Here is a 642-nt window from a genome sequence, read left to right as displayed (position 1 = left end):
AGAACTTTGTCTTCCGTCTGGTAAACGTACAATAATACATGGATAAGGGTCTTTGTTTTTCTCCGGGCCCTTATTAGGTAAGTGTTGAGAAAAAATGTTAATAGGCACTCCTTCTCCTCTGATATCTGGCAACTCCTTATATCGAAGTTGTTCTTTAATCCGTTCCACTAACAAATCTTGAAGCAAAAGTGGGATTAAAATAATTATCCTCTCCCTCTGTTTAGGATCCGGTTAATTTCATGATCCAGCCTGTTTTCAAATGTTTCTTGCCCTTGAGCATGAATTTCTTCGTGCACAGCCTCATTATTAATCATTTGAGGCACTGATGGACCAAATAATCTACGAATCGGTAAACGTGACTCTCCGGTTCTTTCAAAGACCTTTTTGCCATTAATATCTAAAACAAATGCTCCCATAACTTTTTTAAGTCCATCCTTCTTGACTGCAACTTTAATAGGACTTTTCCTTTTAGGATTCACAGTTTTTGGAGAGACTTTGAAACGATCTAAAGGAATCAGTTCACCTTGGGATCTCACCTCAGCCCCCAGGCTACTTCTGTTGGCTTTGGTAACCTGCAACGTTTCACCTACATCCTTAGACTTAATCTCGTATTCCTTACGTACCTCTTTCTTAACATTTTTA

General features: G+C 38.6%; 1 protein-coding gene. It reads right to left on the bottom strand.

Annotated features, from left to right (window positions below; genetic code table 11):
• Window positions 1–203: 203 nt before the first annotated feature.
• Window positions 204–642: phage tail protein (locus ACGTN6_RS20810; RefSeq protein ID WP_394594991.1), on the bottom strand; the 439-nt coding region annotated here is incomplete at its 5' end.

The sequence above is a fragment of the Halomonas sp. B23F22_20 genome (genome assembly GCF_043496985.1).
Classification (GTDB): Bacteria; Pseudomonadota; Gammaproteobacteria; order Pseudomonadales; family Halomonadaceae; genus Halomonas.
The sequence above is the reverse complement of the archived record's forward strand: the minus strand, read 5'-3'. Positions and strand labels throughout refer to the sequence as shown.